The 26,022-nt window shown below is 61.0% G+C and carries 19 protein-coding genes; 10 read left to right on the top strand and 9 right to left on the bottom strand.

From position 1 onward, the window contains the following. Positions 1 to 191: 191 nt before the first annotated feature. A complete protein-coding gene (locus tag GYB81_RS03670) occupies positions 192 to 4,757 on the top strand; it encodes an AAA family ATPase (RefSeq protein WP_161866557.1) in 4,566 nt (1,521 codons plus the stop codon). A 458-nt stretch (positions 4,758 to 5,215) separates the two neighbouring features. Then, positions 5,216 to 5,665, top strand: a complete 450-nt coding sequence (locus tag GYB81_RS03665; protein ID WP_161866558.1) for a carboxymuconolactone decarboxylase family protein — start codon at positions 5,216 to 5,218, stop codon at positions 5,663 to 5,665. 42 nt (positions 5,666 to 5,707) lie between these two features. On the opposite strand, the gene GYB81_RS03660 is transcribed toward GYB81_RS03665, so the two are convergent. Next, positions 5,708 to 6,874, bottom strand: a complete 1,167-nt coding sequence (locus GYB81_RS03660; protein ID WP_161866559.1) for an MFS transporter — start codon at positions 6,872 to 6,874, stop codon at positions 5,708 to 5,710. Between the two features lie 95 nt (positions 6,875 to 6,969). Here GYB81_RS03660 and GYB81_RS03655 point away from each other — a divergent pair, with 95 nt between their 5' ends. Next, complete coding sequence (locus tag GYB81_RS03655) at positions 6,970 to 7,863, top strand: LysR family transcriptional regulator (RefSeq protein WP_161866560.1); 894 nt, start codon at positions 6,970 to 6,972, stop codon at positions 7,861 to 7,863. Between the two features lie 12 nt (positions 7,864 to 7,875). Here the strand turns inward: GYB81_RS03655 and GYB81_RS03650 are convergent, their stop codons facing one another. Further along, complete coding sequence (locus GYB81_RS03650; protein ID WP_161866561.1) at positions 7,876 to 8,187, bottom strand: hypothetical protein; 312 nt, start codon at positions 8,185 to 8,187, stop codon at positions 7,876 to 7,878. Then, positions 8,188 to 8,694 (bottom strand): MarR family winged helix-turn-helix transcriptional regulator, encoded by a 507-nt coding sequence (locus GYB81_RS03645; RefSeq protein WP_161866562.1) that lies wholly within the window; start codon positions 8,692 to 8,694, stop codon positions 8,188 to 8,190. A gap of 85 nt (positions 8,695 to 8,779) precedes the next feature. Here GYB81_RS03645 and GYB81_RS03640 point away from each other — a divergent pair, with 85 nt between their 5' ends. Together GYB81_RS03640 and GYB81_RS03635 are read left to right on the top strand one after the other, a co-directional pair. Continuing rightward, positions 8,780 to 9,682, top strand: coding sequence for a DMT family transporter (locus GYB81_RS03640; RefSeq protein WP_161866563.1), 903 nt, complete (start codon positions 8,780 to 8,782; stop codon positions 9,680 to 9,682). Further along, the gene (locus GYB81_RS03635; RefSeq protein ID WP_161866564.1) at positions 9,679 to 10,851 is read left to right on the top strand and encodes a cyanate transporter; all 1,173 of its coding nucleotides are present in this window, start codon (positions 9,679 to 9,681) and stop codon (positions 10,849 to 10,851) included. The genes GYB81_RS03640 and GYB81_RS03635 overlap by 4 nt, the downstream gene beginning before the upstream one ends. 158 nt (positions 10,852 to 11,009) lie before the next feature. Here GYB81_RS03635 and GYB81_RS03630 read toward each other — a convergent pair whose 3' ends face one another. The 6 genes from GYB81_RS03630 to fadD2 all read right to left on the bottom strand — a co-directional run bounded on the left by GYB81_RS03630 (position 11,010) and on the right by fadD2 (position 20,041). Next, complete coding sequence (locus tag GYB81_RS03630; protein ID WP_161866565.1) at positions 11,010 to 12,443, bottom strand: efflux transporter outer membrane subunit; 1,434 nt, start codon at positions 12,441 to 12,443, stop codon at positions 11,010 to 11,012. Position 12,444: 1 nt separating this feature from the next. Beyond that, positions 12,445 to 13,500, bottom strand: a complete 1,056-nt coding sequence (locus tag GYB81_RS03625) for an HlyD family secretion protein (protein ID WP_161897734.1) — start codon at positions 13,498 to 13,500, stop codon at positions 12,445 to 12,447. Between the two features lie 15 nt (positions 13,501 to 13,515). Then, positions 13,516 to 15,051 carry an MFS transporter gene (locus GYB81_RS03620; protein ID WP_161866621.1) on the bottom strand — a complete coding sequence of 512 codons (1,536 nt, stop codon included), beginning with the start codon at positions 15,049 to 15,051 and terminating at the stop codon, positions 13,516 to 13,518. 153 nt (positions 15,052 to 15,204) lie between these two features. Further along, positions 15,205 to 16,110, bottom strand: coding sequence for a LysR family transcriptional regulator (locus GYB81_RS03615; RefSeq protein ID WP_161866567.1), 906 nt, complete (start codon positions 16,108 to 16,110; stop codon positions 15,205 to 15,207). Positions 16,111 to 16,279: 169 nt separating this feature from the next. After that, the gene (gene fadD1, locus GYB81_RS03610) at positions 16,280 to 17,968 is read right to left on the bottom strand and encodes a long-chain-fatty-acid--CoA ligase FadD1 (RefSeq protein ID WP_143506703.1); all 1,689 of its coding nucleotides are present in this window, start codon (positions 17,966 to 17,968) and stop codon (positions 16,280 to 16,282) included. 384 nt (positions 17,969 to 18,352) lie between these two features. After that, complete coding sequence (gene fadD2, locus GYB81_RS03605; RefSeq protein ID WP_161866569.1) at positions 18,353 to 20,041, bottom strand: long-chain-fatty-acid--CoA ligase FadD2; 1,689 nt, start codon at positions 20,039 to 20,041, stop codon at positions 18,353 to 18,355. A 217-nt stretch (positions 20,042 to 20,258) separates the two neighbouring features. Here fadD2 and GYB81_RS03600 point away from each other — a divergent pair, with 217 nt between their 5' ends. The 5 genes from GYB81_RS03600 to codA all read left to right on the top strand — a co-directional run bounded on the left by GYB81_RS03600 (position 20,259) and on the right by codA (position 25,625). Then, positions 20,259 to 21,209 (top strand): alpha/beta hydrolase, encoded by a 951-nt coding sequence (locus GYB81_RS03600; protein WP_161866570.1) that lies wholly within the window; start codon positions 20,259 to 20,261, stop codon positions 21,207 to 21,209. Further along, entirely contained in the window at positions 21,206 to 21,676 is a 471-nt protein-coding gene (locus GYB81_RS03595; RefSeq protein ID WP_161866571.1) for a MaoC family dehydratase, read from the top strand. Before GYB81_RS03600 ends, GYB81_RS03595 begins: the two co-directional genes overlap by 4 nt. Before the next feature lie 210 nt (positions 21,677 to 21,886). Beyond that, the gene (gene codB, locus GYB81_RS03590; protein WP_161866572.1) at positions 21,887 to 23,158 is read left to right on the top strand and encodes a cytosine permease; all 1,272 of its coding nucleotides are present in this window, start codon (positions 21,887 to 21,889) and stop codon (positions 23,156 to 23,158) included. Next, positions 23,155 to 24,378 carry a PucR family transcriptional regulator gene (locus GYB81_RS03585; protein WP_161866573.1) on the top strand — a complete coding sequence of 408 codons (1,224 nt, stop codon included), beginning with the start codon at positions 23,155 to 23,157 and terminating at the stop codon, positions 24,376 to 24,378. The genes codB and GYB81_RS03585 overlap by 4 nt, the downstream gene beginning before the upstream one ends. An 11-nt stretch (positions 24,379 to 24,389) precedes the next feature. After that, positions 24,390 to 25,625 carry a cytosine deaminase gene (codA, locus tag GYB81_RS03580; protein ID WP_161866574.1) on the top strand — a complete coding sequence of 412 codons (1,236 nt, stop codon included), beginning with the start codon at positions 24,390 to 24,392 and terminating at the stop codon, positions 25,623 to 25,625. Positions 25,626 to 26,022 lie beyond the last annotated feature (397 nt).

The raw sequence follows: 26,022 nt of genomic DNA, 5'->3' as shown, positions 1-26,022 counted from the left end.
GGAATTTTTTAACTTCTTAGTAGCACTCAAGAAAAAGACCACTCCAATCTGAGCTTTTTTGTATGGCGTATCCGGTTAGGCTGCCCAATTCGCAATTTACTCGCCATAAAACCTCAGAGTAAATGATATTACTGAGGTATTTCTTGGCATCAGCTTTGCAATTGCGAGGCTACCTGTCAGAAGGAGGTGTTATGAGTCTTGCTGGCATACGATCTAACCGTGGCGACGGCTATCAAACCATGGTTGCGTTTGATTGGGCTTTGACCGTCCTATCCGACGATAACTATCAGTGGCTCGAAATTGATTCGATAACTTATCTAGTCGACGATATTGTCATTGGAAAAGCTGATGGCACTGTTATCGCATGCCAATGCAAAAAAAACCAAATCAACTTCAAAGAATGGTCTATTAATGAACTCGCGGACGAGCTTGGCAAAGCTGCAAGACTGATTAATCAGTATGAAAAGTCTAAAGTTTATTTTTATTCGAGAAGCAACTTCGGAAAGCTAGGGAAACTAAAGGAATATAGCGAGACTCAGCAAGATGCGAACAACTATGAAAGCAGCTTAAGCAACGAAAACCATCAGACAGACGTCGCCCTTTCAACATTGCTCAGCTCCTGCGCTCCAGATTTATCAACCTATGAGTTTCTTCGTTGTACAGAGTTTGAAACTAGCGGCACTCTAGAGCGTATGCAAGACCAGTTACGAGAGCGATTACGTAACATGGTCAGTAATCTGGATGCAGCATTTAATGCACTCTGGGTTCATCTAGATCACTTGGGCGCCCGAATGAGTAGGGATGGATCGCTCTCCGTCGCTCAGCACCGGTTCACAAAATCCAATCTTGAAGCCATTCTTAACAAGGCAGGAGCGCTACTCGTTCCTCCCGTTAATATTGCGGAAGTTCGTGCATCATTTTCCAGTGTTTCAGCTATCGGAAGAACATGGCGACGTGATATAGCAGGCCAGAGAATATCCAGCCCCGTGGTGGATGATCTGCTGGATGCAATCAACTCGGGGCAACGCGCTATCTTGCTTACCGGTTTACCTGGTTCGGGAAAAACCTGCGTGATGCTGGATGTACAGGAAACCTTGGAGCGAAACGCACAGCATTGTGCGAGTATCGTGCCGCTCTTCATCCAGTCTCGCGAGTTTGCTGACTTGGCTACCTTTCAAGATCGACATGCTTTTGGACTTTCTGAACAGTGGGTGAATCAAGCTGCACGTATTGCAGAAAGTGCGCATGTTGTTGTGACAATTGATTCCTTGGATGTGCTATCTATTGCACGAGATCATCGTGTGCTTACCTATTTTCTATCTCAGATAGATCGTCTCCTATTGATTCCAAATGTGAGCGTAGTGACCTCTTGCCGAGACTTCGACAGACATTACGATCGCAGAATTGCGGAAAGAAAATGGGATTGCGAATTCAAATGTTTACCCTTGGATTGGAATGCTCAGATAGCACCATTACTGGACACATTGGGGATTATTTCCGTTAACATTGATGCTGTTACGCGAGAATTAATTCGAAATCCTCGGGAGCTTGCATTATTCGTCGATTTAGCACTGCGGGAAGGAGGCTTTAACGTAATCACCAGCCAGGCGTTGGCACAGCGTTATCTTGATGGAATTGTGCGAGCCGATGCCTCGCTTGGTGATACTGCGATACGAGCAATTGAAAGCATTGCCGCAGAAATGCTCGAATCACGTAGTTTAGTTGTACCCTATCAGCGCTTTCCTGCATCGCCGGAAATTCTACGATCATTGTGTAGCTTAAACGTGTTGCAAGAAACACAGGATAGCAAGCTGACCTTCGGGCATCAGACACTACTAGACGTTCTAGTCATCAGTGGGGCCCAGAGAGCCGGTGTTACGCTGAACCAATTCATTCAGAGTTTGCCCCCGGTACCCTTTGTTCGTCCCAGTATTCGTAGCTTTGTTGCGCAGTTGGCTCTTGGGGAACGGCGTGAATTCAGAAAACAGATACGAGCAGTATTGACAGGTAAAGCAGCCTTTCATATCCGGCGCTTGGTTGCTGAGTCTTTCGCCGAACAGCTGCCCGTCGACGAGGACTGGCCCTTAATACGCGAGTTACGAGGAAACCACCGCGATGTTTTTCAGGTGGTATACACCTCCGCCAATGCTGTCGAGTGGCATCGATTTTGGCTTAAATACCTGGTGCCCATACTTAAGGCAGGACGAGATAAAGAAGGCTACATGGGGCATGTGCATCATATATCTCGCTGGAAGAATGAAGATCCAGCATCAGTTATTTTATTCTGGCATGAAGCAATGTCTGTAGATTGGGCCGATCACAATCAATTAGCTCAGCAGCTACCACTATACTTATCTGAAGTTTCAGAAAAAAATGCAATCTTAGTTGTTCCGTTGCTTAATTCGCTTCTGGATACGCTCTCAACCGACCACTACTTCTTAGGGCGCTTGGTCGCTTGCTGCGTAAATGCTGGGGTTATAGGAGATGATCTGCTTTGGCGTTATGTGGCTGGTGGCATTGAGGAAAAAGATCTTCTGGAATACCGGTTCGATAAAAATTTGCGCTGCCAATCCCATGAGTTCGGCGATCGTCAGGATAATTTTGTCCAACAACGTATGCAGCAATCTACGATATTGCTTGATCTGGCTCTGGCTTCGATTGAGCATTGGAGTGAAATACGCAACTCACGTTATGGAGAAACCCGTGCAGGCTACCGATATGGTTTTCTGAGCGAGACATCGTTCGAACAGACACATAGTCGGCGAGCTATGCATCACATAGATAACATTGATGCTCTACTCAATGCAGTAGAGGCCTCAATTCTCCATCATGCAAAAACGCATTCACGCTGGTGGCAGGATAATCGAGCGCGCCTTTGCTTCAATAAAGAGGGGGCATTGCTGTACTTTGGGATACACGCTTGCACTGCGACACCTGTAGCCAATATTGATCTGATCGGTTGCATGTTGCGTGACAAGAACATCCTTGAGTTCCAACTGAACTACGAATTGGGCACGCTAATTCAATCAGCATTTATGTTTCTAGACGAAGCGATACAAGATGCTGTGACCGCCACCATATTACATATATTTGATGAGTGCGCGTCAGAATACTGGGTACTAAAAAAACGTGCGGAGCTAATCCTTGCAATCCCTTGCTACCTGCGCTCACCAGAGGCGCAAGCAGTGATTGACGAGTATGGGAAAACGGTTGGAGTAACTGATCGTCAGCCGGATGTTCGTTCGTGGGGTGGCACAGTCAGAGCGCCGTTTTCATTCGATGTATTTCTAGAGGCCAGCGATAGCTCGGTGATGCACCTGCTAGCGCACTACAGCGGCTATTCAGATTGGCACGGGGTTGATTTTCTGGTCGGAGGTGAACGTGAAGTTGGCATGCAACTTCAAGAAGCTGCCTCTCGGCATCCCACTCGATTCCTGAGGCTTTTGCCAAACTACTGGTCTGACATTCCAGCAAAGTTTCGCGATGACATCATGGATGGTGTGGCCAATTACTTGGCCCACCGGCATGGAAACCTGCGAGCGGGCGAACATTGGATACCTATTGAGGAGCCAGAGGCTACAGCTCTAGCTAGTCAAATTCTCGATGAGCTTGAAAGGCACTCTCAGCACTGGCGGCTCCGGCGTCCCGCAGCCAAAGCATTGGAAGCCTGTGCCAATGTTGTAAATAACCTGATTGACGCCGAACGACTTGTATTTTTAGCCATAGCTTTTCTGCGCCTTGAGGAAGAAGACCCTATCAGGGGTGATAACGTTTGCTTGATCTCGCTGGGGATCAATATGGCTAAGGGCGATGTAGCCGAAGCCTTAACAATATTAGCTAGTGACATTCAAAAAATTGGGGGGTCGTTCCCCGAGCTATTACTTCCGACATTACGCTGTTTTGCAGGAGATGAGCATCCTGCGATTCGCGCAGTAATCCTTCGACGACTTCCTTATTTGCAGAGCAAGAATTTTGAACTGGGTTGGAGCCTATTTCATGCTGCTATGCGAGATGCAGAGGGGCTCTGGGAGATCGCCGAACCTTGCCTCTATTATGCTTATCATAATAATTTTACCGTAGTAGAGCCTTTACTTAAGCGCCTCCGCTATGAAGGCAAAGAAAAAGATTTAGAAACTTGGGGGCGTATTTCAGCTTTATGCGCCCTGTCTAAACACATCAAGATTGCTGATGTTATACAGGACTTGAAGGCTCTTGATGCTACAGAGGCATGGCTGGGTGCTGCATCGGTCTGGGCACACACTGAAAATATTCAGCAGCAAGGTGAGAGGTGCTTTGCTGGGTTGGAAGCAGGGTTAGATGCCAGCGGCACACATGCATTGGCTGTTGCCGGAAAGCTTGAGCGTATTTTCGGAGATCAAACTCCCCCTGTTTTTGCGCCTATAGAGCTTATCCGAAAATGTTTCTCAACATTCGAAAATGACAGCCATAGTGAGAGAAAACACCATAGGCTTTACGGTTTTCATAAATGGCTCAACATAATTGCAGAATATGACCCAGAGCTTGCCCTCGAGGCACTCAGAATCTATCTGGCATACGTAAAAAAGAGCCAACCATATCTTTACGACCACGAAAACAGCCTCACCCAACTGATGACGAGGCTCTTTGCAGAAGCAGAAGAACTAGAAGAGTCCGACGAGGGTTTGATGCTGAGAAGTGTTGTGGAAATACAAGACACTTTACTTTCGCTAGGGGTAAATGGTGTAACCGATTGGCTGAAAGCTGCCGAGCGCCCCTGATTTGGCTTAGATCCAGTAGCAATCTCATAGGAAATTAACTGACAGCTCCTAACCGATAGTGGCCTGTCACCAGCGTCCGCTACAGGCCGGTAGCCGCCCGGCGTGGCTGGCTGCAATCGGCCAAAAGCAGTAGTTTCATGATCGTTACCACGCCGGAGCGTGGGAGCCATCGTATTTTCTGCGGACACCGTTCACAGAGCTGAGCAGCCACGAGCCAGTGCGCAAGGCTTTCATATAGCCAGAAGCCCGAGCATCACAACGCTCCCCAGGCTAAAGCCTGAACGATGGACGCCGAACAGTCGATCAGCCGCCCCACACCGCACCACATCAAAAGTCACAACGGCCCCTCCGCAAAGTGGACCATTCATTAAGCCTTTAAATGGATCAATACCTTGATCCTCTTAGTTGTCTTAATTGAGCAGACCTTACTGATCCCCATCCACAAAGGGTACTGCTCTATGACTCGTCTGAATTGGTTTGAGGCTTCACCCGGTGCAGCCAAAGCACTGGGAGGGCTGCACCATTTCGTCACCACCGGAACGAACCTGCCGTCTCAGCTCATACATCTCGTGTTCTTGCGGGCATCGCAAATCAATGGATGCGCGCACTGCATCGATATCCATTCGCGAGACTTGATCAAGGGAGGTATGTCAGTAGAAAAGCTCGTTCTGGTGCCGGTCTGGCATGAGGCCGCGCATCTGTTTTCCGACCAGGAACGTTCCGCCCTGGCCTGGACGGAAGAAGTGACCTTGGTTGGTGAAACGCATGTTTCCGACGAGGCTTATGCCGCGGCATCGTCTGCATTCCCCCCTAAAGACCTGGTCGACCTTACGGCGGCTATCGCAGCCATGAACGCGTTCAATCGCATGGGTGTCAGCTTTCGCTTGAGCCCTGCTGCGAAGGCGTAAACCGGAAGGGGGATTTAATCCCCCCTTCTCAGGCGTCTCTTCTTAAACCGCTAGCGCCGCTGCACCTCTGGAACGCCAGGCAAACCCCAGCACCATCAGCAGCCCCAACCCGGCCATCGCTGCGCCGGCAAGGGAAATCGCCGGGTATCCCAACCCCGCCTTGATCACCGCTCCGCCCAGCGCTGCGCCAATCGCGTTACCGAGGTTGAAGGCGCCGATATTCACCGCCGAGGCCAGGTTGGGTGCGGCCTTGGCCGCCTCCATCACGCGCATCTGCAGCGGCGGCACGATCGCGAAGCTGGCGATGCCCCAGATCAGGATGGCCACGGCGGCCGGCAGCGGCCAGCGCATCAGCACGGTGAAGGCCAGCAAGACCAGGATCAGCGCACTCAGCGAAACGATCAGGGTGCGATCGACGGAGCGATCCGCCGCCTTGCCGCCCCAGATGTTGCCCAGCGTCAAGCCGATGCCGTACAGCACCAGCATCGCGGTGATGAAGGCGGTGGATGCCTGGGTCTCGCTGCTGAGGATTGGCGCGATATAGGTGAACACGGTGAACATCGCGCTGGAGCCGATCACGGTCAGGGCCAGTGCCGCCAGCACCGGGCCACGGCCCAGCACGCGGATTTCCGCCAGCACGCCGTCGCTCTTTGGCAGCGGCACGTTGGGCAGGGCGAACCACAGCGCGAGCATCGCTAATACGCCTAGGCCGGTAATGCCCGCAAATGCCGTACGCCAGCCGAACACCTCACCGAACCAGGTCGCCAGCGGCACGCCGCCGATGGTCGCCAATGTCAAACCCATGAACATCGCCGCCACTGCACCGGCGCGTTTGTCCGGCGCGACCACGCTGGCGGCGACGATGGAGCCGACGCCGAAGAAGGCGCCGTGGTTCAGCGAAGTCACCACCCGCGCAATCAGCAGGCTGGTGTAATCGGTGGCCAGGGCCGACATCAGGTTGCCCAAGGTGAAGATGGCCATCAGCCCGATCAGCAGGTAGCGCCGGGGAATCTTGCCGGTGGTCAGGGTCATCAAAGGCGCGCCGAGCAGCACGCCGAGGGCGTAGGCGCTGACCAGCAAGCCGGCAGCGGGAATGGAAACGCCGAGATCGCTGGCGATGCCCGGCAACATGCCCATGGGGGCGAACTCGGTGACACCGATGCCGAAGGCACCGATGGCGAGTGCAACGAGTGGTGGATTGATACGCATGGAAAGGCTCCTCATCTATGCCGCAAATGCTAGGATCCAAACCTTGACGGCGGTAGATGGCATTTCTGGCAAACACCTTTGCTTACGGAGCACAAATGGACCTAGGCGGCCGATCAGGTGACATGGTGGTGTTCGCCACCGTGGCGGAACAAGGCAGCCTGTCGGCCGCCGCACGTGCACTGGGGCTGACGCCCTCGGCGGTCAGCCGGATCATCGCGCGCACCGAGCAGCGCCTTGGCACGCGCCTGCTGCTGCGCACCACCCGCGCGATCACCTTCACCGCCGAGGGCGGGGCGTACCTGCGAGGCGCGCGGCGCATCCTTGCCGATATGGCGGAGGTCGAAGAAGCCATCACCGATCAGGGCGTGCCACGGGGCCGCTTGCGTGTCAGCGCTGCCCTCGGCCATGGCCGGATGACCATCGTGCCGCTGGTGACGGCGTTCAGCGCGCGTTACCCGAGCATCACCGTCGACCTCAGCCTGGGCGACGAAGTGGTCGACATTCTCGGCGGCCAAGCGGACGTGGCCGTGCGCTTCGGCCTGCTACCGGACAGCCCGTTGACCGCACGAAAAGTCGGCGAAACCGGCCAGGTGGTGGTGGCCTCCCCAGACTATTTGCAGCGCCATGGCACACCGCAGCAGCCGGAAGACCTGCTGCAGCACAACTGCCTGCGCTTCAACTTCCGCCGCGCCGAACCCAACTGGCCCTTTGTCCGCGATGGCCAGGCGCTCTCACTCAAGGTCTGCGGCAATATCGAATGCAGCAGCGGCGAGGCGCTGGCGCAATTTGCACGGGTTGGCGCCGGCATCGCGCGCATCGGCGAGTTCACCGTGGCCGAGGACATCCAGCGCGGCGATCTGGTGCCGCTGTTGCAGGCCTTCAACCCTGGCGACAGGGAGCCGATTCATGCGGTGTTCGTCGGCGGCTCGGCAATGCCGGCGCGGGTGCGGGTGTTCGTGGATTTCCTGGTGGAACATCACCGGATGTGAGCAGCGGCGGGGTCAACACTGATCCCAGATTTCGATGCCTAGCTCAGCATCGCGCGGGCATGCATCGATCCGTTCCTGGAGCACTTCAGGCGTGAAGTAAAGTGCCGGGGACGTTCTCCGGTTCGCTGGCAGCATCGGCAGTATGTCGCTGGCCGCCCCCCTGTACAGGCTTGGGAAGTTGTCCGAGCGGGTCTGCGTGAGCTTACCGGCTTCGGCCAGTTCATCGACCCACCGCGGCCACCCGGCCTCCCAGAGGGCCAGGGTGTTTGCTCCTCGAACCGACTCAACGTCGGGGTGCATATAGATCCGTATCTGATAGCTCATTCAGCGCCCTCCCTCGCACTCAGCCAACCCCGCCAGCAACTTGCCGGTCAATTCATGCAACGCCCGCTGCTCGTCCACGGTCAATCCTGAAAGCACACGCTGCAGGTTGGCCACATGGGCGGCGAGCATACCGTCGATCAGTTCGAAACCGGCCGGGGTCAGGGCCACCAGCACGCCGCGGCGGTCGCTGGGATGTTTGCGCCGTTCGATCAGCCCGGCTTTTTCCAGGCGGTCGATGCGGCTGGTCATGCCGCCCGAAGAGATCATCGCGCTCTCGTACAACGCCGTGGGCATCAGCGCATAAGGCTCGCCTGCGCGACGCAGGGTGGCGAGCAGGTCGAACTCACCGGCCTGCAGCCCGTGTGCGGCGAAGAACGGCAGCAGGTGGTCGCGGCTGATCACCTGGCTCAGCTCCCCCAGGCGGCCGATCACTGCCATGCAATGAGCATCCAGATCGGGCCGCTGTCGTTGCCACTGCTCAGCGGCCAGTTGTGCACGGTCTTGCATGTCGCCCTCGATTTATCTTGCCATCAAGATACTTTTCAAAAAGAATGTTGCCATCGTAGCGTATCCATACCAAGGAGGCACCTGCATGTCGGGCACCCAATATCGGCCAGTTCTCGCCGTCGCGCTGCTGTTCACCATCGGTACGCTGATGGGCTTGACCAGCAATCTGGTCAAGCTGGCCAGCGGCAGCGGATGGCAGCCGATGGCCTTTTTGCTCTGGAGCCTGCTCGGTGGCGGCCTGCTGCTGTTGCTGTTCGCCTGGCTGCGGGGGGAACGGCCCGGCATGAGCCTGCCTCAGCAACGCTACTACCTGGCCTCCGGCTTGCTCAGTATCGCGGTGCCCAACGCCCTGCTGTTCAGCTCGATTGGCCATGTCGGGGCGGGCTTCGCCTCTATGTGCCTGGCCTTCCCGCCACTGATCACCTACCTGCTGGCCCTGGCCCTGCGCATGGAGGGGCTCAGTCGCATCCGCCTGCTGGGCATCTGCATCGGCCTGGCCGGCAGCCTGCTGCTGGCCCTGGGCAAGCTCAACAGCGGCGACAGCCCGACGCTTTGGGTGCTGGGCGCGCTGAGCGTGCCGGTGTTCCTGGCGCTGGGCAATATCTACCGCGCCCGCTACTGGCCGAGTGGCGCCAGCCCGCTGTCACTGGCCCCCGGCATGCTCCTGGGCGGCGCCGTGCTGCTGGCCTGCACAGCCCCGTTCGGCGTGGACTTCACGCCGCATCTGGAAAGTGCCACGGCAGTTGGCCTGCTGGGCGCACAGATGCTGTTGTTCGCCGCGGTCTATGCGCTGTTCTTCATTCTGCAGAACCTGGCCGGCACCGTATTCCTCAGCCAGATCGGCTCGGTGGCAGCGATCACCGGCGCAGCCATCGCCATCGGCCTGCTTGGTGAACAGGGCAGCCTGAGCATGCTGCTGGCCGCATTGTGCATCGTCGCCGGCGTGCTGCTGGTCGCCTGGCGCGGCGCGAAGGGGGCCCAGGCATGAAGCGCGAGAATCTGTTGCTGATCGCCATCATTCTGCTCGGTCTGAACCTGCGCCCGGTGCTGGCGGCCATCGGCCCGCTGCTCGACCGCATCCAGCTCGATACCGGCCTGGATCATGTCGGCGCCAGCCTGCTGACCAGCCTGCCCGTGGTCATCATGGGCTTGGGCGCGTTGGCCTCCGGCCTCTTGCGTCGACGTCTCGGCGACAGCGCCGGCATTTTCCTCGGCACGCTGCTGATTGCCTTCGCCTGCCTGCTGCGCGGCCTGCTGCCTGACGGCAATACGCTGATCATCAGCGCCCTGCTCGCCGGAGCCGGCATCGCCTTCGTTCAGGCGCTGCTGCCGGGCCTGATCAAATCGCGCTTCGCCGCGGACAGCGGCCGCCTGATCGGTTTCTACAGCTGCGCGATCATGGCCGGTGCCGCTTTCGGTGCGGCGTTCACCCCTTGGCTGGCGCAGTCGATAGGCTGGTCCTGGGCGCTGGCGGGCTGGGCACTGCCGGCCCTGCTCGGTGCGGCGATATGGCGTCGTGCGGCGCCGGCCAGGCCGGCAACCGCCCCGATGATCACGCCGCCGCTCGCGCCCTGGCGCTGGCCCAGAGCCTGGCTGCTGATGAGCTTCTTCGGCATCGGCACTGCCGGCTACACCCTGGTGCTGGCCTGGCTGCCACCCTACTACACGGCCCTGGGCTGGAGCGCTCAGGCCAGTGGCCTGCTGCTGGCGGCGCTGACACTGTGCGAGGTGGTCGCCGGCCTGCTGCTCTCCAGCCTGCTGTCTCGCTTCCCGGATAGACGCCCCTTGCTGGCGCTGGTGCTGCTGTCGCTTCTCGCCGGCCTGATAGTCCTGCAGCTGGCACCGCAGACACTGGTGGTACTCGTCGCCGTGCTGCTGGGGGTCGGTATCGGCGGTCTGTTCCCGCTGTCGCTGGTGGTGGCGCAGGATCACCTGGAGGATCCCCAGCAGACGGGCGAGCTGCTGGCCTTCGTCCAGGGTGGCGGTTATCTGATTGCAGCCTGCGCGCCGTTGCTGGCGGGCGTGCTGCGCCGCTACAGCACGGACCGGAGCCTGAGCTGGCAGCTGATGGCACTGGCAATCTTGCTGCTGATGGCAATGGCGGTGCGCTTCAGCCCCAATCACCAACGCCGCCCTTTGCGCGTCGCGACGGACTGACGCGCTCGCGGCTCAGCGGCGAAGCTGGTCGACCAGAGCCGGCCGGCAAGCGCCGGAGCATTGAAGTCGTGAACGCCCTGCGCACCCTGCGCCGCTTCGCTGTGACGGCGATCCGGCGCGCTGCAGTTGATCGCTGTGCTTCCTCGCGACGGATGGACTCAGTGCGCCTCCACCATCTGCCAGCCTCCGCCCAGCGCACGATAAAGGTCGACCAGCGCCAGCGACGCAGCGGCAGCGCTGTCGATACGCTCGGCCTGGTTGGTCAGCAGGACATTCTGCACACTCAGCACGTTGAGAAAGTCCACCGCGCCCTGAGCATACTGCTGCTCGGCGCTTTCCAGCGCTGCCCGGCTTTGCTCCACCGCTACCTCCAGGCTGGCCTGGCGGCGCTGCTGAGCCTGGTACGCCACCAATGCATCGTCGACCTCATGCCAGGCCAGCAGTACCGTCTTGCGATAGGCGATGGCCGCTTCCTGCTGACGCGCCTCCTGCAATTGCAGGTTGCCACGCAGGCGTCCGCCGTCGAACAGCGGCAGGCTCAGTGATGGCCCGAAAGCAAAGCGCCGGGCGTCCCAGCCCAGTCCACCGAGTTGCAGTGCCTGAAAGCCGGCGTCGCCGGACAGGGTGATACGCGGGTAGAAGTCACCTTCGGCGACACCTATTTCGGCGGTGGCGGCATGCAGTGCCGCTTCAGCCCGCCGCACATCCGGGCGCCGCTCGGCCAGCTCGCTGGGCAAACCGACCGGCACACGCGCCGGCCCCATCGGCATGGCGGGTGCCGCCGCGCTGGCCAGGTCCTGTTTCAGACTCTGCGGTGGCTGGGCCAGCAGCAGACTCAAGGCGTTGATCAGCTGCGCCTCACGTTGCTGCAACGGCGGCAGACGCGCCTCGATGGCGGCGACCTGCGCAGCCGACTCGGCAACTTCCAACTGGGTCGCCACACCCTCGTTGAGCCGCATCTGGTTGAGCAGGTGGCTGCGCCGGGCAATTGCCAGGCTCTGCCGGGTAATATCCAGCGCATTCTGCGTGGCCCGCAGCTGAATGTAATTGCGTGCAGTATCGGCCAGCACCGCCAGCAGCACATCGCGCTGCGCCTGCTGCGCGACCTGCACGCCGGCATCGGCGGCCTCGACCTCACGACGCACGCGCCCCCACAGATCGAATTCCCAGGCCGCGCTCAAGCCACCCTGCCACAGGTTGTAGGCTGCGCGCCCGGCATTGCCGGACGGGTCGTTCAGACCTTGCTGGCTGTTACGTGCGCGGCTGTAGCCGGCGCCTGCCGAAAGGTCCGGCGACTGCCCGGCAGCGATCGCGCCACGCACAGCTCGGCTTTGCTCGAGACGGCTGAAAGCACTGCGCACATCCAGGTTTTCATTGGCCGCACGCTCGATCAGTGAACTCAAGCGGGGGTCGCCAAAGCTGTCCCACCAGCGCGGATCGACGGCGGCAGGGATGGCCTCGCTGCGCACGTCGCTGTTTTCCGGCAGTTGCCAGCTCTCGCTCAGGCCTGACTGCGGCCTGACGAAATCCGGCCCGACATTGCAGGCACCCAGGCTCAGGCTAGCCAGCACGATCCAGACATGCAGGCGCATTTCAGTTCACCCCGGCCAGGGCTTCGGGGCGCTGGCGCGTATCGATGCAGGCTTCCACCGACATGCCGACACGCAGATGCCCGAGCAGCGGCTGCCCGGCATCGAGCACTATCTTCACCGGAATACGCTGTACCACTTTGGTGAAGTTGCCGGTGGCATTGTCTGGCGCTACCGCAGCGAAGGTCACCCCGGTGGCCGGGGCCACGCTCTGAACCTGACCGCGCAGGGTTTTACCCGGGAAGGTGTCCACCGCAACGCTTACCGCCTGACCGGGGCGCACGTTGGTCAGCTGGGTTTCCAGGAAGTTGGCGACCACATAGGCGTCCGCCAGCGGCACCACCGCCAGCAATCGCTCGCCGGGGCTGACAAAGGCCCCAACGCGCAGCGTGCGGTGACCGACCATACCGTCGATCGGCGCACGTAACTCGGTATGCGACAGATCCAGTTCGGCGCGCGCCTGCGCCGCCTGTGCGCCCTCCAGCGCTGCTAGCGCCGCATCGCGCTGCGCGGTGAGGATATCCACCTGCTGGCGGGCAGCGACCAGGGCTGCCGAGTGCTCGCCCTGCCGGGCGCGCTGGATGTCGTAGCGACTCTGCGCCAGCTGTGAGTTCTGCAACGTACCGGCGCCCTGCCCGGCCAGATGCCGATAACGCTCCAGCTCGTGACGGGCAAAGACCATCTCGGCCTGATCCGCCTCGACCAGCGCTGCAGCCTGGGCGATCAGTGATTGCTGACGATCGAGCGTGGCCTGGGCATTGGCGCGCTGCGCCTCGGCGCTGGCCACCGCCGCCCGTGCGCCCTCCAGCGCTGTGCGGTAGTCGCGGTCATCGATACGCGCCAGCAACTGCCCGGCCTTCACTCGCTGGTTATCCTCCACCAGCACCTCGCTGATGAAGCCGGAAACCTTGGGGGCTATCAGGGTGTAGTCGGCACTGACGAAGGCATCGTTGGTGCTTTGCTCGGTGCGCTCAGCCAACAGCAACTGCCAGGCTCCCCAGACAATCAGGCCGGCAATCGGCAAGCCAATCAGCAGGGCGGGTTTGCGAAAAGTAGTCATGCTCTTGTCCATCGGTCAGTTGGCCGAACGCGGCGGGAATATCCGCGTGGGCACGAAAGGAATGATCAGGATTAAGGCGAACGCCAGCACAGCGGCGCACAGGTAGAGATCGGCATAGGTCAGCACCATGGCCTGCCCGTGCAGACGGTGTGCGATGCCGCCGAGGCTGCTATCAGGCAGCAGCGGCTGGTTGCCAAGGCGGTCGACCAGCTGCGTGGAATGCAGATGCAGACGATGAGTGGTGAGCAGGCCGAGAACACCGGTGGCCAGCGCCCCGGAGAAACCGCGCACGGTATTGAACCAGGCAGAGGCGAACGGCCCTTCGACGGGCTGCACCACGCCAGTGGCGAGAATCAGCAGCGGCAGCACCGCCATGGGTTGGCCGAACACCAGCAGCAACTGCATCAGCAGGAAATCGTCACGAATCCACGCCGAGGTTAGTTGGGTACCGAGCAGCGCGGCGCCGCCGAGCAGCGCCAGCCCGAGCGCCAGCACCCAGCGGCAATCCACCCGCCGGATGTTGCACAGCGCCGCCGTCAGCGGCAGCGCGAGCAGCTGCGGCAGCGCCACCCAGAGCAGCATGGGTGCAGTCTGCAACGGACGGTAGCCCTGCAACTGGGCCAGATAAGCGGCAGGAATCTGGCTCAGCGACTGGCTGACCAGCAGCACCCCGGCCAGGGTGAACAGGGAAAAACTCAGGTTGCGCAACTTGAGCATCTGCAGCTTGAAGAACGGCACCGGATGACGCCATTCGTTGAGCAGAAATAACACCAGCAGCATGCTGCCACCGCCGAGCAGAGTCACGATCAGCGGAGAGTTGAACCAGCCCAGCAGCTCGCCCTGCAGCAGCCCGATAACCAACATGGAGATTGCCGGTAAACCCAGCAACAGACCGCACCAGTTGAAGTGCGCAAAGCGCTCCAGACGCAGCGGGTCTTGCGGGATGCCCCAAGCCACCGCGGCCATCGACAGCAGACAGCCGGGAATGATCTGCCAGAAGGCCCAGCGCCAGCCAACGAACTCCACCCAGAACGCCGCCAGCGGCGTCGCCAGGTTCGGCCCGAAAGTGGCGGTCAGGGCGTATGCGCCCAAGCCGTAGACCTTGATATGGGGCGGCAGAAAACGCAGCGCCACGGTCATCAGCATCGGCGGCAGCGCGCCGCCGGCCAGCCCCTGCAACACACGCAGGAACATCAGTACGCGTTCGTTGGGCGCCAGCGGCGAAAGCAGGCCAAACAGCATCAATGCGGCGATGGCGCACAGGGTGAAACGGCGCAGCGAGAAGGTCACCGCGAACCATGGCGCAAAGGCCATGGCGCAGACCGTCGGCGCCGCGTACAGGGCCAGCAGCCATGCCCCCTCGTCGTGACCGATGCCCATGGCGCCGCGGATGTCCATCAGCGCAATGCGCGTGACGTTCTCGTTGAAGCCGGACACCAGCACGGCGAGCAGAACGCCGAGCAGGCCGACGACGATGCGCAGCCCGAAAGGTGAGACCGCCGGGCCGCTCTGCACAGGGCTTGCGACCGGCGCGAGGGCGTGAGCCGCCATAGGCGCGCTCACGGTGTCGCACCGTTATCGATGAAAAGGGAAAACATCGGGAAACATCCGGTAACGTATCGATTACCGGCAAAGTGTAAGCAAGCGAATAATTGCAGAAAATTGCAATATTTCTAATAGATCATTGCGTCAAACGCATCTATATCAGCCTAGCGGATTTTCTTCGCAACAGCGCTTGATCAAGCCTCGCAACCAACGATGGCCGAGATCGTTGTCGAAACGCGGATGCCAGGACTGATGCACGCGCACCGGAGACAACGCTAGAGGAATCTCGAAACTGCGCAGCGCCAGGCCGAGCTGGCTGCAGGTCGCAACCACCGGATTGGGCATCGGCAGGATCAGATCCGAATTGCGCAGCGCCAGTACCGCAGAGAAGAAACTCGGCGACACCGCCACCACCCGTCGGGCCAATCCCTGTAGTTCCAGTGCGGTGTCGATGGGACCGCGCGCGAGCCCGCGGCGCGACACACTGACCTGATCGAACGAAGCGAAGCGTTCGGCGTTGATCACCTCGCTGAAGATGGGATGATCCGCGCGCGCCAGGCCGACGAAGCGACTCATGAACAATCCCTGCTGCTTGATTTCCGGCAGCATTCGCGCCGACGCACCGATAGCCAGATCGATACGCCCGGCGCGCAGGGCATCGTCGTCATCGTCCACCTCAGGGACGAAGCGCAGGGTCACGTTGGGCGCCTGCGCACGCACCAGATCAACCAGACGCCCGCCGTAACAGACCATAAAGACGTCATTGGTGCGGATGTTGAACTCACGCAACAGACTGCCCAGCTCGATCTCGCTGGAGCGAAAGACGCTACCCGCCTGCTCCACCAGATCGCGTACCTGCTCGCGCAATTCCAGCGCCCGAGGCGTTGGGACCAGACCCCGACCGGCACGCACCAGAATCGGGTCTCCGATGGCCTCGCGAATGCGCGTCAGAGTGCGGCTCATGGCCGGAGCGCTGAGGTGCATGCGCCGCGCAGCACCGGCGACGCTGCCTTCGTCGAGCAGAATATCGAGCGCAACCAGCAGGTTGAGATCCGGTAATTGCATCAGCCACACGCCTCATTTCGATTCATGCATGTGGTGCACAGTCTATGCGCCTATTGTCCCGTGCAACAGGCTTCGAAGTTGCGCGCTGCCTGCGGCTTTCCGCCTCACCGCTATTGTCCGGACAATAAAAAACCCGCCGTAGCGGGTTCTTCGTTTCAGCGGGTATGAATCACTTCTTGCCCAGCTTCTTCAGCTCTTCGTCACGCAGTTCGCGGCGCAGGATCTTGCCAACGTTGGTGGTCGGCAGCACGTCGCGGAATTCCACAGCCTTGGGCACCTTGTAGCCGGTGAGATTGGCGCGCATGTGCTCCATCACCTGCTCCTTGGTCACGCTTTCGCCCGGTTTGACCACCACGAACACCTTGATCGCCTCGCCGGATTTTTCGTCCGGCACACCGATGGCGGCGCACTGCAGCACACCCGGCAGGGTCGCCAGCACGTCTTCCAGCTCGTTCGGATAAACGTTGAAGCCGGACACCAGAATCATGTCTTTCTTGCGGTCGACGATGCGCAGGTAGCCGTCTTCCTGGATCAGGCCGATATCGCCGGTTTTCAACCAGCCGTCGGCGTCGAGGATTTCGTCGGTGGCTTCCTGACGCTGCCAGTAGCCCTTCATCACCTGCGGGCCTTTCACGCACAGCTCGCCGATTTCGCCGATGGCCAGCTCCTGGCCGTCGTCATTGATGATCTTGCACAGCGTCGAAGGCACCGGAATGCCGATGGTACCGAGCTGGATGGCGCTGAACGGGTTGACCGTGGCCACCGGGCTGGTCTCGGTCATGCCGAAGCCTTCGCAGATGGCGCAGCCGGTGACTTCCTTCCAGCGCTCGGCGGTCGCCAGCTGCAGGGCCATGCCGCCGGAAACGGTGAGCTTGAGCGCGGAGAAATCCAGCCTGCGGAAGTCCTCGTTGTTACACAGCGCAACGAACAGGGTGTTGAGACCAACGAAGCCGGTGAAGCGGTACTTGGCCAGGTCCTTGACCACCGCCGGCAGGTCGCGCGGGTTGGTCAGCAGGATGTTGTGGCCGCCGATCAGCATCATCGCCATGCAATGGAAGGTGAAGGCGTAGATGTGGTACAGCGGCAGCGGCGCGATCAGCACCTCGCAACCTTCATCGAGGTTGGCTCCCATCAGTTCCTTGACCTGCAGCATGTTGGCCACCAGGTTGCGATGGGTAAGCATGGCGCCCTTGGCCACACCCGTAGTGCCACCGGTGTATTGCAGCACGGCGATATCGTCGTTGCGCGGGTTGGCTTCACTGAAGCTCTGACCACGGCCCTTGGCCAGGGCATCGTTGAGCCTGACCGCCTGCGGCAGGTTGTAGGCCGGCACCATCTTCTTCACGTGCTTGATCACGGCATTGACCAGCAGACGCTTGAAGGTCGGCAGCATGTCGCCGACTTCGGTGACGATCACGGTTTTGACACCGGTCTTGGGCACGACCTGCTCGGCCAGGTGGGCCATATTGGCCAGGCAGATCAGCGCCTTGGCGCCGGAGTCGTTGAACTGGTGCTCCATTTCCCGCGCGGTGTACAGCGGGTTGGTGTTGACCACCACCAGACCGGCGCGCATGGCACCGAACACCACGATGGGGTACTGCAGGACGTTGGGCAACTGCACGGCGATGCGGTCGCCGGGCTTGAGATCGGTGTGTTTCTGCAGGTAGGCGGCGAAGTCACCGGAGAGTTTGTAGATCTCACCATAGGTGAGGGTCTTGCCCAGGTTGCTGAAAGCAGGCTTGTCGGCGAAGCGTTGGCAGGACTCTTTCAATACCGCGAGGATATTCGGGTACTGGTCGGGATTGATTTCGGCAGCGACCCCAACGGGATACTTGTCCTTCCAGAAGTTTTCGGTCATGGAAGCCCACTCCTAAGCAACAGCTGATCTTCACCGCGCGAAGGCGGTTGTTTGTTGTGTGTTTAGCTCGCTTTACCGCTGGCCAGGGGCCCGGAAGCGCGCCGAGAGTAGCAGCTTTGCCAGAGGCCCACCAGCACCAAGCACGGGCCACAGAGTAATGGAAGTGACCAAAAGACGCACAAGAGTCACAATCGATTATCGACCGATGAAAACGCGGAGAAGCCTCTAGCTCGCTTATTGCCGCGCATAGAGACTAGCCCGGCCCAGCTGCACCGACAGTGCGGGGGTCGACGAAACGAGCGCTAGCGGTTACCAAATCACAACAATTGATCGGCCATTGCGGCAGATGGGCGGCCTCCCCCTGCGCGGGAGAGGCCGAGGGGATCAGGCGATATCGCGCAGTTCGCGGCGCAGGATCTTGCCGACCGGGGTCATCGGCAGCGAGTCCTTGAACACGATGTGCTTCGGCACCTTGTAGCCGGTGAAGTTTTCCTTGCAGTAGGCCTTGAGCTCTTCGACAGTCACACCGCCATCGCGCGGCACCACGAACAGCTTGACCACTTCGCCGGATTTCTCGTCCGGCACGCCGATGGCCGCACAGCTGGCGACTTTCGGGTGAGCCATGACCACGTCCTCGATCTCGTTGGGGTACACGTTGAAACCCGAAACGATGATCATGTCCTTCTTGCGGTCGACGATACGCACGAAACCATCCGAGTCGATCACCGCGATATCGCCGGTCTTGAACCAGCCTTCGGCATCGAGCACCTCGGCGGTGGCTTCCTCGCGCTGCCAATAGCCCTTCATCACCTGCGGGCCCTTGATGCACAGCTCGCCACGCTCGCCGGTCGGCAGCTCGTTGCCATCGTCATCGATCACCTTGAACGCCGTGCCCGGCACCGGAATGCCGACCGTGCCCAGGCGCGCCTTGTCGCCATAGGGGTTGGTGCTGGCCACCGGTGAGGTCTCGGTCAGGCCGTAACCCTCCACCACGGTACAGCCGGTCATCTGCTGCCAGCGTTCGGCAGTCGCCTTGACCAGCGCGGTACCGCCGGAGTTGGTGACCTTGAGGCTGGAGAAGTCCAGATTCTTGAAATCCGGGTGATCCATCAGCGCGACGAACAGGGTATTGAGGCCCAGCAGCGCGGAGAACTTCCACTTGCCCAGTTCCTTGACGAAGCCGGGAATGTCGCGCGGGTTGGTGATCAGCACGTTGTGGTTGCCGTTGACCATCATGCACATGCAGTTCGCGGTGAATGCATAGATGTGGTACAGCGGCAGCGGCGCGATCATGATCTCCTGGCCCTGCTTCATCAACGGCGTGCCGTCCGGGCCGAGCTGCGACAGGCAGGCGTCGACCTGCAACATGTTGGCCACCAGGTTGCCGTGGGTGAGCATGGCGCCCTTGGCCACACCGGTGGTGCCACCGGTGTACTGCAGCACGGCAATATCGTCGTGGCCGGCCGTGACCGGCGCCAGCGCCTGGCTCTGCCCCTGCTTGAGCACCTGTTTGAAGGGGATGGCCTGGGGCAGATGGTAGTCAGGCACCATCTTCTTGACCTTCTTCACCACGGTATTGACCAGCCAGCCCTTGAGGCTCGGCAGCAGGTCGCCCATCTTCGCCTCGATCAGGTACTCGATCTCGGTATCGGGCAGCACTTCCTGCACCAGCTTGCCGAACATGTTCAGGTACACCAGCGCGCGCACACCGGCATCCTTGAACTGGTGGCGCATCTCGCGGGCGGTATACAGCGGGTTGGTGTTGACCACGATCAGCCCGGCGCGCATGGCGCCGAACACCGCGATGGGATACTGCAGCACGTTGGGCATCTGCACCGCGATGCGATCACCCGGCTTGAGGTCGGTTTGCTTCTGCAGGTAGGCGGCGAAGGCCGCGGAGAGGCGATCCAGCTCGGCATAGGTCAGCGTGACGCCGAGATTGCTGAAGGCCGGACGGTCGGCGAAGCGCTTGCACGAGCGCTCGAATACTTCGATCACCGACTTGTAGCTGGACAGGTCGATGTCGTTGGGCACGCCAGGGGCGCGTTTGTCGTTCCAGAAATCAGGTTGCATTGTTCTTGTCCTCTTCCCCTGAAGTGATCTGACTGCCCGGAAAGTAGCAGCTTAGAGCCGAGCCGCAAATAGCTCGAAGGCGTCATTGATGGGCTGAATTTCGCAATAAATGTTGTGATTCGTAACCGATCTTTACTGCTTCGAAGAAAACCGCGGTGCTTTGCCTGATGACGGCCAAGGTGCACAATGCCGCCAATCTCCGGCACAAGGATTCGCCATGCGCCACAACGCCTTCCCCCTGGTGACACAGGACGGTCTGCATCTGCACGTCAATCACTGGCACGGCGATCAACCGCCGCGCGGGGTGGTCATGCTGTCGCACGGTATGGCCGAACACAGCCTGCGCTATGCCCGCCTGGCCGAAAGCCTGGTAGCCGCCGGCTTCGACCTCTATGCGCTGGACCAGCGTGGCCACGGCCAGAGCGCCGCTCAGGGCGTGCTCGGCCATTACGCCGATGAAGGCGGCTGGGACAAGGTGGTCGGCGACCTGGCCTCGCTCAATCACCATATCCGCCAGCGCTACCCGCAGGCCCCAATCTTCCTGTTTGGCCACAGCATGGGCAGCTACATCGGCATGGCCTATCTGATGGGCCACAGCTGCAGCCTGCAGGGCGCCGTGCTGTCGGGTTCCAATTACCAGCCCCTGGCGCTGTACAAGGCCGCAAGGCTGATCGCCGGTTTCGAGCGTTGGCGCCTTGGGCCCAAGGGGCGTAGCAGGGTTATCGATTACCTATCCTTTGGCTCGTTCAACAAAGCCTTCAAGCCCAACCGCACGGCCTTCGACTGGCTCAGCCGCGATGCAGCGGAAGTGGACAAATACGTGACCGATCCGCTGTGCGGTTTCGTCTGCACCACGCAGCTATGGTGCGACCTGCTCGATGGCCTGCAATACATCACCCCGGTCGAGAACCTGGCACAGATCGATGCCGACCTGCCGCTGCTGGTGATCGGCGGCTCACGCGACCCGGTCAGCGACGGCAAGCGCCTGGGCGACCTTGCCGGAGCCTTGCGCGGCGCCGGCGTGCGCAACGTACAACTGAAGATTTATCCCGAGGCCCGTCACGAGCTGCTCAACGAGAGCAATCGCGACGAGGTCACCGCCCACCTGATCGATTGGCTGCAGCAGGCGCTGAGCCATGGTCGAAGCCCAATCAAGGAGTGCCCATGACCCAGGTAACCAACATCCCCTACGAAGCGCTCGAAGTCGGCCAGCAGGCCAGTTTCGAGAAGCAGGTCGAAGAGCGCGACGTGCAACTCTTCGCCGCGGTATCCGGCGACAACAACCCGGTGCATCTGGACGCCGCCTTCGCCGCCGAGACCATGTTCAAGGAGCGCATCGCCCACGGCATGTTCACCGGCGCCCTGATCAGCGCCGCCATCGCTTGCCGCCTGCCCGGCCCCGGCACCATCTACCTCGGCCAGCAGCTCAAGTTCACCCGCCCGGTAAAACTCGGCGACACCCTGACCGTGAAGCTGGAAGTGCTGGAAAAGCTGCCGAAGAACCGCGTGCGCATCGCCACCCGCGTGTTCAACCAGGACGGCAAGCAGGTGGTGGACGGCGAAGCCGAGGTGCTTGCACCGGCCAGCGAGCAGACCGTCACCATGCCGCCGATGCCGCAGGTGACCGTCAACTGATGCGCTGCAAGCTGGTGCGCGACCGCTGCGGCGCGCACCACTTTTATTCTAAACTCACAACCCTGAACTACCCTGGCGCTCTTTGAGCGCTTTTTATTGTGCATTTCGCACAAGACCGCTTGATCACCTCGCCCAACAGAGAATGCCTTTGGAATCTGGCACGTCCCCTGCTATCGCCAAGGCCTCACCACCTACACCGGAGCCAGGCCAATGAGCAATGCCACCCCCGATAGCGACTACCCTCTGAGCGAAGTGCCCAACGGCGCGCGCAAGGGGCTGTTCTCCACCGCCATCCTGCTGTTCGGTTTCACCTTCTTCACCGCCACCATGTTCGCCGGCGGCAAGATCGGCATGGCCTTCGATTTCACTACCCTGCTCTGGGCCGCGGTGATCGGCAACCTGCTGCTCGGCCTGTATGCCGCCGTGCTGGGCCTGATCGCCTGCCGCAGCGGCCTGAACTCGGTGCTGATGGGCCGTTTCTGCTTCGGCGAGGTAGGCAGCAAGCTATCCGACATGCTGCTCGGTTTCACCCAGATCGGCTGGTATGCCTGGGGCACGGCGACCATCGCCATCGTTCTGGTGAAGATTCTCGGCCTGCCCGACGGCCTGACCATGCCGCTGATGGTGCTGTTCGGCTTCGGCTTCTGCCTCACCGCCTTCGTCGGCTACAAGGGTCTGGATATGCTTTCACGCGTCGCCGTGCCGGCCATGCTGGTACTGCTGGTTGCCTCGCTGTGGATCGCCACCCGCGATATCGGCGGCCTCGCCGGCCTGCTGGCGGTCGAACCCAAGGAGAGCATGAGCCTGAGCGTGGCCATCACCCTGGTGTTCGGCACCTTCGTCAGCGGCGCCACCCAGGCCACCAACTGGACGCGCTTCGCCAGGAGCGGCCGCGTCGCGGTGCTGGCCAGCCTGCTCGGCTTCTTCATCGGCAACGGTCTGATGATCATTGCCGGGGCCTATGGCGCCATCGTCTACCAGCAGCCCGATGTGGTCGAAGTGCTGGTGCTGCAGGGGCTGTCCATGGCCGCCGTGGTCATGCTCTTCCTCAACCTGTGGACCACCCAGGACAACACCATCTACAACTTCGCCGCCGCCGGCTGCAACCTGCTGCGCACCGGCAAGCGCAAGACCGTAACCCTGGTCGGCGCCGGCATCGGTACCCTGCTGGCCATCGGCGGCATGTACGAAATGCTGATCCCCTTCCTGATCCTGCTCGGCTCGATCATCCCGCCGATTGGCGGCGTGATCATGGCCGACTTCTTCTACGGCCACCGCGCGCGCTACCCGAAACTGGCCGATGTGCGCCTACCGGCGTTCAACTGGGTCGGCCTGGGCGCCTACCTGATCGGTGCGCTGAGCGCCTACTTCTCGCCCTGGGTCGCGCCGTTGGTGGGCATCGCCGTGGCTGCCCTGGCTTACGTGGTGCTGTTCGAGGCGAACAAGGCCCTCGCCGGCCGCCAGCAGGTCGCCGGCGCGTGAACCTGACCGTCGCCGACGTACTCGCACTGCCCGGTCTGGCCAGCATGCACCTGCGTGCCGGTAAGGCCGGACGCGACAACGCCGTGCGCTGGCCCTACGTGGCCGAAAATGAAGGCATCGCCGATTGGGTGATGGGCGGCGAGCTGATCTTCGTCACCGGCATCAACCACCCGCGCGACGAGGCCAACCTGCTGCGCCTGGTGCGCGAGGGCCATGAGCGCGTGGTCGCCGGTATGGTCATCCTCACCGGCGCCGAATTCATCCAGACCATTCCGTCCAGCGTCATCGCCGAGGCCGAGCGCCTGAACCTGCCGCTGATCGAGCAGCCCTATGCGCTGAAGATGGTGGTGGTCACCCAGGCCATCGGCACCGCGCTGGTGCAGGCGCAGCAGCTCGGCCGTTCGCGCCAGCATGTGCTGGAACAGGTGCTCGACGGTGACTACCAGTCGCTCGACGTTTTGCTGCAACGCGGCGACAGCCTCGGCCTGGCACTGCATCTGCCACGCCAGGTGGCGCTGCTACGCCTCGACGGCAGCGAGCAGCTGTTCGGCGACCTGGCCGACGATGACGCCGAGCGCCAGTTGCAGAGCCGTCAGCAACTGCTGCAACGGCGCCTGGAACAGAGCCTCGGCGAACTCGGTGACGCGCTGCCACTGGTCAGCCAGGGCCGTCACTGGATCGCCCTGCTGCCATGTGCCGATGCCCACGCCGAAGCGCGCAACCGCCAGGCCATGACCGTGCTGCTGGATGAGCTGCGCCCGCAGCTCGGCCCGCTGCGGCTGTTTCTCGGCCTGGGCAGCGCCGGCTGCGATGCACCACGTTTCGCCCAGGGCCTGGGTGAGGCGCGCCAGGCCCTGGCCGTGGCGCAGCGCTTTCCCGAGCGCCTGGGTCTGTGCAGTTTCAATGAGCTGGGCGTGCTGGAGCTGCTTGGTGCGATTCGCGACCGCAGCCTGCTCGACCGCTTCGTCGAGCGCGTGGTCGGCCCGCTGATTGGCGACGATTCACGCCACCAACCTGTGCTGATGCCGACGCTGGAGGCCTGGTTCGCCGAGAACGGCAACCTGGCCCTGGCCGCGCAACGCCTGAACGTTCACCGCAATACCCTGAGCTACCGTCTACAGCGCATCGAAGCGCTGACCGGCTGCTCGTTCGAAGACCCGCACGACCGTCTGAACATCAGCGTTGCGCTGTTGATCCGGCGCCTGTCGTCGCCTGCCTGAGAGGAAACCCGATGATCATCCACAATGCCCGCCTGCGCGGCCGCGACGGCCTGCATCGCATCACCCTGAACGGCGAGCGCATCGCCGCCATGGAGGCCCAGAACGCCCTGCATCCCATCGCCGAGGGCGACCTGGACGCTGCCGGCAATCTCGTCGTGCCGCCCTTCGTCGAGCCGCACATCCACCTCGATGCCACCCTCACCGCCGGCGAGCCGAACTGGAACATGAGCGGCACGCTGTTCGAGGGCATCGAACGCTGGGCCGAGCGCAAGGCGCTGGTGACCCATGAAGACACCAAGACCCGCGCCAAGAAGACCATCGACATGCTGGTCGACCACGGCATTCAGCACGTGCGCACCCACGTCGACGTCACCGACCCGACCCTAGCCGCGCTCAAGGCCATGCTCGAAGTGCGCAAGGAAACCCGCCACCTGATCGACCTGCAGATCGTCGCCTTCCCGCAGGAGGGCATCGAGTCCTATGCGAACGGTCGCGCGCTGATGGAGCAGGCCATCGAGCTGGGCGCCGACGTGGTTGGCGGCATCCCGCACTTCGAGAACACCCGTGACCAGGGTGTGTCGTCGATCAAGTTCCTCATGGATCTGGCCGAACGCACCGGCTGCCTGGTGGACGTGCATTGCGACGAAACCGACGACCCACAGTCGCGCTTTCTCGAAGTGCTGGCCGAGGAGGCCCGCGTGCGTGGCATGGGCGCGCGGGTCACCGCCAGCCACACCACGGCCATGGGCTCCTACGACAACGCCTATTGCTCCAAGCTGTTCCGCCTGCTGAAGATGAGCGGCATCAGCTTCATCTCCTGCCCCACCGAGAGCATCCATCTGCAGGGCCGCTTCGACACCTACCCGAAACGCCGCGGCCTGACCCGCGTGGCCGAGATCGACCGCGCCGGGATGAACGTCTGCTTCGGCCAGGACTCCATCGTCGACCCCTGGTATCCGCTGGGTAACGGCAACATCCTGCGCATCCTCGAAGCCGGCCTGCACATCTGCCACATGCTCGGCTACGAGGATCTCAAGCGCAGCCTGGACCTGATCACCGACAACTCGGCTCGCGCGCTGAACCTGGGTGAAGGGTATGGCCTGGACGTGGGTCGCCCGGCCAACCTGCTGATCCTATCGGCGCCGGACGATTACGAGATGGTGCGCAGCCAGGGCCATGCACTGGTGTCGGTGCGCCACGGCAAGGTGCTGATGCGTCGAACGCCGGCCAGCATCGAGCGCGCCTGATCACGCTCATTTAATCGTAGGGGGGATGACGCTTTTATTTATCCACCATTGCGTCAGGCCAAGCGGTGGACAAGCTTCGCGTTGTCCACCCTACGAACTCATTCGAACAGCGACCGTGGGAGCGGCTTCAGCCGCGATTCCCCTTGAAGAGCTCGCGGCTGAAGCCGCTCCTACAACTGCGAAACAGCCCTATTCCACCCGCACGCTGGCGGTCATACCAGCGCTTAGCGGTCGACAAGCTTCGCGTTGTCCACCTTACGAACTCATTCGAACAGTGACCGTAGGAACGGCTTCAGCCGCGATTCCCCTTGAAGAGCTCGCGGCTGAAGCCGCTCCTACGACTGCGAAACCGCGCTATTTCACCCTTACGCTGGCGGTCATACCGGCGCTTAGCGGT

The sequence above is a fragment of the Pseudomonas yangonensis genome (assembly GCF_009932725.1).
Classification (GTDB): domain Bacteria; phylum Pseudomonadota; class Gammaproteobacteria; order Pseudomonadales; family Pseudomonadaceae; genus Aquipseudomonas; species Aquipseudomonas yangonensis.
This window is presented reverse-complemented; position numbering and strand designations above follow the sequence as displayed.